Annotated in this window: 7 protein-coding genes; 6 read left to right on the top strand and 1 reads right to left on the bottom strand. The window is 31.4% G+C overall.

The annotated features are described in order from the left end of the window. Positions 1-134: 134 nt before the first annotated feature. Genes F0000_RS26340 through F0000_RS26330 form a run of 3 tightly spaced genes read left to right on the top strand, consistent with a single transcriptional unit; the run spans position 135 to position 1,756 of the window. On the top strand, positions 135-821 hold the full coding sequence (locus F0000_RS26340; RefSeq protein WP_149627684.1) for a YafY family protein: 687 nt from the start codon (positions 135-137) through the stop codon (positions 819-821). Positions 822-880: 59 nt separating this feature from the next. Continuing rightward, the gene (locus F0000_RS26335) at positions 881-1,270 is read left to right on the top strand and encodes a hypothetical protein (protein ID WP_149627683.1); all 390 of its coding nucleotides are present in this window, start codon (positions 881-883) and stop codon (positions 1,268-1,270) included. Between the two features lie 6 nt (positions 1,271-1,276). After that, positions 1,277-1,756 (top strand): DUF6194 family protein, encoded by a 480-nt coding sequence (locus F0000_RS26330; RefSeq protein ID WP_149627682.1) that lies wholly within the window; start codon positions 1,277-1,279, stop codon positions 1,754-1,756. A gap of 109 nt (positions 1,757-1,865) precedes the next feature. On the opposite strand, the gene F0000_RS26325 is transcribed toward F0000_RS26330, so the two are convergent. Next, positions 1,866-2,816 carry an AraC family transcriptional regulator gene (locus F0000_RS26325; protein WP_149627681.1) on the bottom strand — a complete coding sequence of 317 codons (951 nt, stop codon included), beginning with the start codon at positions 2,814-2,816 and terminating at the stop codon, positions 1,866-1,868. Positions 2,817-2,901: 85 nt separating this feature from the next. On the opposite strand from F0000_RS26325, the gene F0000_RS26320 reads away from it, so the two are divergent. The 3 genes from F0000_RS26320 (at position 2,902) to F0000_RS26310 (ending at position 5,299) form a co-directional block, all read left to right on the top strand. Next, complete coding sequence (locus tag F0000_RS26320) at positions 2,902-3,729, top strand: type II toxin-antitoxin system RatA family toxin (protein ID WP_149627680.1); 828 nt, start codon at positions 2,902-2,904, stop codon at positions 3,727-3,729. A gap of 210 nt (positions 3,730-3,939) precedes the next feature. Further along, a complete protein-coding gene (locus F0000_RS26315) occupies positions 3,940-4,770 on the top strand; it encodes a CPBP family intramembrane glutamic endopeptidase (RefSeq protein WP_149627679.1) in 831 nt (276 codons plus the stop codon). A 13-nt stretch (positions 4,771-4,783) separates the two neighbouring features. Further along, complete coding sequence (locus F0000_RS26310; protein WP_149627678.1) at positions 4,784-5,299, top strand: hypothetical protein; 516 nt, start codon at positions 4,784-4,786, stop codon at positions 5,297-5,299. Positions 5,300-5,597 lie beyond the last annotated feature (298 nt).

Raw genomic sequence — 5,597 nt, 5'->3', positions numbered from 1 at the left:
CCTCGATCAAAAAAGAAAACTAGGACTAGTGAAAAGAATTAGAAAACAAATTGATAAATTTGGATTAACTAATGATGATTTGCAAATAACTGTAAATCAGTAGTGTAATTTTACGTTAGTCAGAATACAGAAAAATGAACAGACTAACACGAATCACATCAATCTTAATTCATTTACAATCTAAAAAAGTAGTAACTGCAAAAGAAATTGCAAATAGATTTGAAATTAGTTTACGAACTGTTTATAGAGATATTAAAACGCTACAAGAATCTGGAGTTCCAATAGGTTCAGAAAATGGTACAGGATATTTTATTGTTGAAGGATATTCATTACCACCAATAATGATTACTCAAGAAGAAACAAATGCTCTAATTGTTTCAGAAAAATTAATTCTAAACCAAGGAGACACTTCCTTGATTAAAGATTTCAATTCCTTACTAATTAAAATAAAATCGACTCTTAGGGCTTTTGAAAAAGAAGGAATTTCAAAACTAGAGAATAGAATAGAGCCCTCAACGAAAAACGAAAAAAATAAAAATAATTGGCTGTCTTCAATTCAAAAGTCAATTACCAATTCAAATGTTCTCAAAATCAATTACTTCTCAATTTACAAGGATGAACAAACAACTCGTGAAATTGAACCTCTTGCCATTTATTTCACTGAGAGTTCTTGGGTTTTAGTCGCATTCTGTCGCTTACGAAACAACCTACGTGAATTTAGATTAGATAGAATTTCAACACTCTTTATTACTTCTGAAACATTTGATTTTCAACCAGATTTCTCATTAAATGATTATTTCAAGAAATTTATTGAAGTATAGTTGACATAGGGTTGTCACTCCTCCCATTTACATTTGTCTCATAAACTTAAATATATCAAATGAAGCATTTATTAATTGGTATTATAGCTATCGTATTGATTAGCTGTAATCCTCAAAACAAAACAAATATGAGCGAACAGAGTAAAAAGGTAGGGACAATTGAATTGGTTATTTTTGACACCTATCCTCAATATTCCAAAACAGAAGTGATAGCAGCAGCAAAAGCCGTCAATCCTGTAGCAGAAAAATTTGATGGCTACATTGGAAGGAAGCTAGCAGTGGACAAAAACGGTAAATGGACTGATATTGTTTATTGGACAGACCTTAAATCAGCTGAACATGCTGCACAAGAAATTTTGAAAAGTGAAACTTGTCAAAAATTCTTTGGAATGATAAATCAAGAAACTATGCAATTTATGCATCTTGAACCTGTAATTGATGTCAAATAAAAAGGTATGACTAAAAACGACATAATTGAAAGGGTTCAGGAAAAATTTGATGGTCTTGTCCTAAATAAAAATTGGGGAGAAGTCGGACTATTTTACAATCCAGAAAATAAACTAAGTAAGGGAATCTATCTATTGACATTCAAGGAAAAAGATGGTTTAAATGATAAAGCTTCAAATACGGATAGAAATGGAGTATTTAGGTTAAACGTTGGAATATCAAAAGATACCTTTTTTAGGTTATTTGGAGAAAGACCCAAAAGACCAAAGGCAGGCCAAATAATTGATATGCCTTATGATTTTTCAGAACTTAATAAAATAATGCCTCATCCGATTTATGGTTGGATGAGTTGGATTTGTATTTTAAATCCGACAAGGGAAACTTTTGATAAATTATTCCCGCTAATCGAAGAAGGATATTCTTTAGCGCTAAAGAAATATGAAAAGAAAATAAAAGGGCATAACAACGTATATAAAAATAGCGGTTAAGAGCTAAAACTTAAGTTTGGCGCTTTTCTGCTATATTTATTTAAACTGAAAAATAGTGTTTTCATATACAAGATCGTTGTAGCATATTGAGACATAGGATTTAACTTCATTACCAATTATTCTTAGCATGAATATAGGCACTTGGTTCAGAGTAACCTAGAATGTAGGCAATATCAGTAGTTCTATACAGTCCCTCTTGTTCAAGATAAAATGCCATTTTTCGTTTGATTCCATTAGCCAATTTCCTGTACGAAGTATTTTCTTTAAATAATTCTCGCTGAATACTTCTTTTACTAACTGCCAGTTGATTAATAACCTGGTCAATCTTTGGAAGCTCTGGAGAACTGAGATTAAGCATGATTTGTCTTACCCTTTTGGACATTTCACCATAGGAATTGTCATTCAGCTGTAATTCTTTCATAAATAGAGGTAAAAGATATTCAATTTGCTTTATTCTTTTCTTATTTATTTCGAGCAGTAAGACTTCGTTTGGTATATAAAAATGATGTCCGTTTCCCTTTTCAATATCCACTACATCTAATGCGACTCTATACGGATGATTATCGATATAGGGCAAAGAAAGCCTTGGGTCATATCTCAATTCAAGCATTAACTTTAATTCCCTATAAATTACACAATAGACAGAATCCAAAAGATGCTTTCGCACCCCTCTGTCGTCAACATCGCTAGTTAATGACAATTGAAATTCGTCATCGTACTTTTTTAAGCTGATGCTGACCATAGGGAATGTTGCCATTAAATATTCTTGTAAAAAAGAAATTGCTTGTTGAATTTTACTGGTGCTTAAGGAAATTTCAAGGATTAGTCCAAGAGATTTTAAGTTCAAAAAGCATCCATAGTTGAGTCCGAAATTATCATCATTACAAATACGAATTGAATGGTTTAAAAAATCAAGAAATTTATAATCTTCAACAGAACCAATCGGATTAATCAAGTCTTTTGGATCAAAGCCACTTTCTTTAAAGAGAATGTTAATATCAATCTTTCTACTAGAAAGAAACTCGATTAAGTTGTTAATGTGACCATTAGAAACTTTCATTCATCAAATATATAAAATTGGCGTAAAATATCAATATCGTGCAGTTTTCACGACCGAAATTTGCACTAAACAAAAAATAAAAATCATGACAACTTCAATTAAGGCTACAAAAGCCAATGCTATTTCTACACTAATTTCCGGCCTGGCAATTTTGGGATTTCAACACCAATTGATGGTAATGTTTGAGATTAATGAAACACTACCGTTTCTAATATTGGGCGGGGTTATTACCTTCTTTTCCCTCACCATGTTTATTGAAATAAAAAAGCAAAGAGCTCTCGCCCTTCTCTGGATTGTAGCACAAGACACATTATTTGTCTTAGCGAGTATAGTTATTTTAATTCTTCAACCTTTCGATATATCTACAACAGGGTATGTAATAATTGGACTATTTCTTTTACCCATTTTATATTTTATTAAATCTCAATCCAAAGGGATAATAGAAATGGATACCATAGATCATGTTGGCACTAAACGTCTCACGTTCAGCCGGGTGGTTAAAGCAAGTAAAAAGACCGTTTGGGATGTTATAACAGATATAGAAAACTACCATGAAGTTGCCTCAAATATAGATAGGGTAGAAATTGTTTCTGGAGAAGGTGAAGGTATGGTACGCTCATGTTCACATGGAAATGATTCTTGGACAGAAACTTGTACTCTTTGGGAAGATCAAAATCAATATTCATTTGTTGTAGATACGAACGCACCAGATTATCCTTATCCATTTAAATATTTAAAGGGAACTTGGAAGGTAAATGAGATAAATACGAGAGAAACCGAAATAATCATGATATTTGATTTCGAATTTAAAAAGCCCTATCAAAAGTTACTTTTATATCCGATGCTCAAATGGAAATTCTCAAAAGTTGCTCAGAACTTACTTAAAAAATGGGAAAAGATAATTATTAATTAAAACGAACCATAACAAGGTATATAGTGCATTTCCGTCTTTTGGGACGGTAATGCACCATATACAAACCGCTAGCTTTAATTTAGGAAAACAATAAGCTATTTCACTAACCAAAGGTGAGCATGCTAATAGGTTTAAATCTTTATTCATATGTAACAAAATTCATCACTGGTCGTCGTCAAGTAGAAATATACCCATCAAGACCATATCATAATGTTTAAAAATAAAAACCCTTTCCTTTCTGGACTAGTAGTGATAGCTGTAATTAGTATTATAATGCTTCTTCCGTTGAAGAAAGTAATTACCAAACAATATTTTACCAGTTTTCAGATTGAATATATTGTGCTGTCGACTAAAATGTTTTTAATTTTCTTGTCCGGTCTGTTGTTAGTAAAAAAGCTGGAAGAGCAAGCTTTATCTGGCATTAGTTCAGAATATCAATGGTCCTTTAAATACATAAACCTAATCCCCTTCTATCTTTTTATATTAGGTATCTTAGGTTTTATAGGTAAAGACTTATTATCTATAAATATTATTAATGTATTGTTATTGCTAATAGCTTGCCTATTAGTAGGGTTTGCAGAGGAATTTGTATTCAGAGGGTATTTACAGCCTATTTTTATAAAGAAATATATATCACATAAAAATGGTGTTTTCTTAGGTGTACTACTCCCTGCACTATTTTTTGGCTCCTCACATTTATTAAATTTGACGGTTAACGATAATATTCCTCAGGTAATTGGGCAATCAATTTATGCAGCCTGTATTGGATTCTTTTTTGGAGTAGCACTTCTCAAAACCAACAAACTAATACCAATTGCAATTACTCACGGTCTGATTAATTTTTTCTTCCTCTTTGGTTCACTTCCAAAACTAATCAACAACAAAAATGGTTACTCAGAACCAACAGTGGAACCAACGTTGACCGAACAAATTTTATCCTCTGCAACACCTATTTTGTTTTTTTTGCCATTATTGATTATTGGTTACATTATTCTGAGTAAAATGAACAAAAATGAAATACTAAATAAAATAAACCTTTAAAATAATCATAGCAATGAAATTAAAACTATTCTTTTTGAGTATGCTATTTGCAACTAGCACTTTTAACGCCCAAAACCAAAGTTCTGATAAGAAACTAAAACAAGTTATTGAAGATTTTAGAACTTCCATAATCACACATAATGATTTCGAAAAATTTGATAATTTATTTTTGCACGACTCTATTACTTGGTCTGCAATTTTTACTAATAAGACAAAAGAAATGGCATTGAAACAAATGCCCAACTTCACTTTTTACTCAACTGATTACAAAACTTTCTATAAAAATTTAAAAAAGAATACAGAAGAAAAGTTTTATAATGTCCAAATTAACAAGCAAGGAGACTTTGCAACTATATCTTTTGATTACACTTTATCTGTTGACTCAAAAATCCAGAACTGGGGAATTGAATACTGGTCACTTATCTTATTAAACGATAGTTGGAAAATAACTTCTGTTACTTGGACTATGAACAATGAAGAAATAGAAAAATGTTCGTTTTCGTCTGAAACCCCATTTACTTTAGATTAAAGTATTAATAAATACGATTAGCAAAAAACTGCAGTTAAGAATGTATAAAAATAATGCTTAAGTTTAACCTAACTCAATAAGTTAGTGCTCTTTTGGTCACTCTGGTTTTCTCAAGAAAAACCCTCGAACACAAAACCGCACTATTCTTAAACCAAACGTTGTAACCAATACTGACCCGTCCTGAAATATGTATACAAAAAACCAATGTATATGTATAAAAATGATGGATATGTGAGACGCTATAGCGAAAGCTTTAAACTCAAAGTTCTAGCAGAACTTACCAAAGGAAACCACTCCA

It is taken from the genome of Aquimarina sp. RZ0 (assembly GCF_008370685.1).
Classification (GTDB): domain Bacteria; phylum Bacteroidota; class Bacteroidia; order Flavobacteriales; family Flavobacteriaceae; genus Aquimarina.
This window is presented reverse-complemented; position numbering and strand designations above follow the sequence as displayed.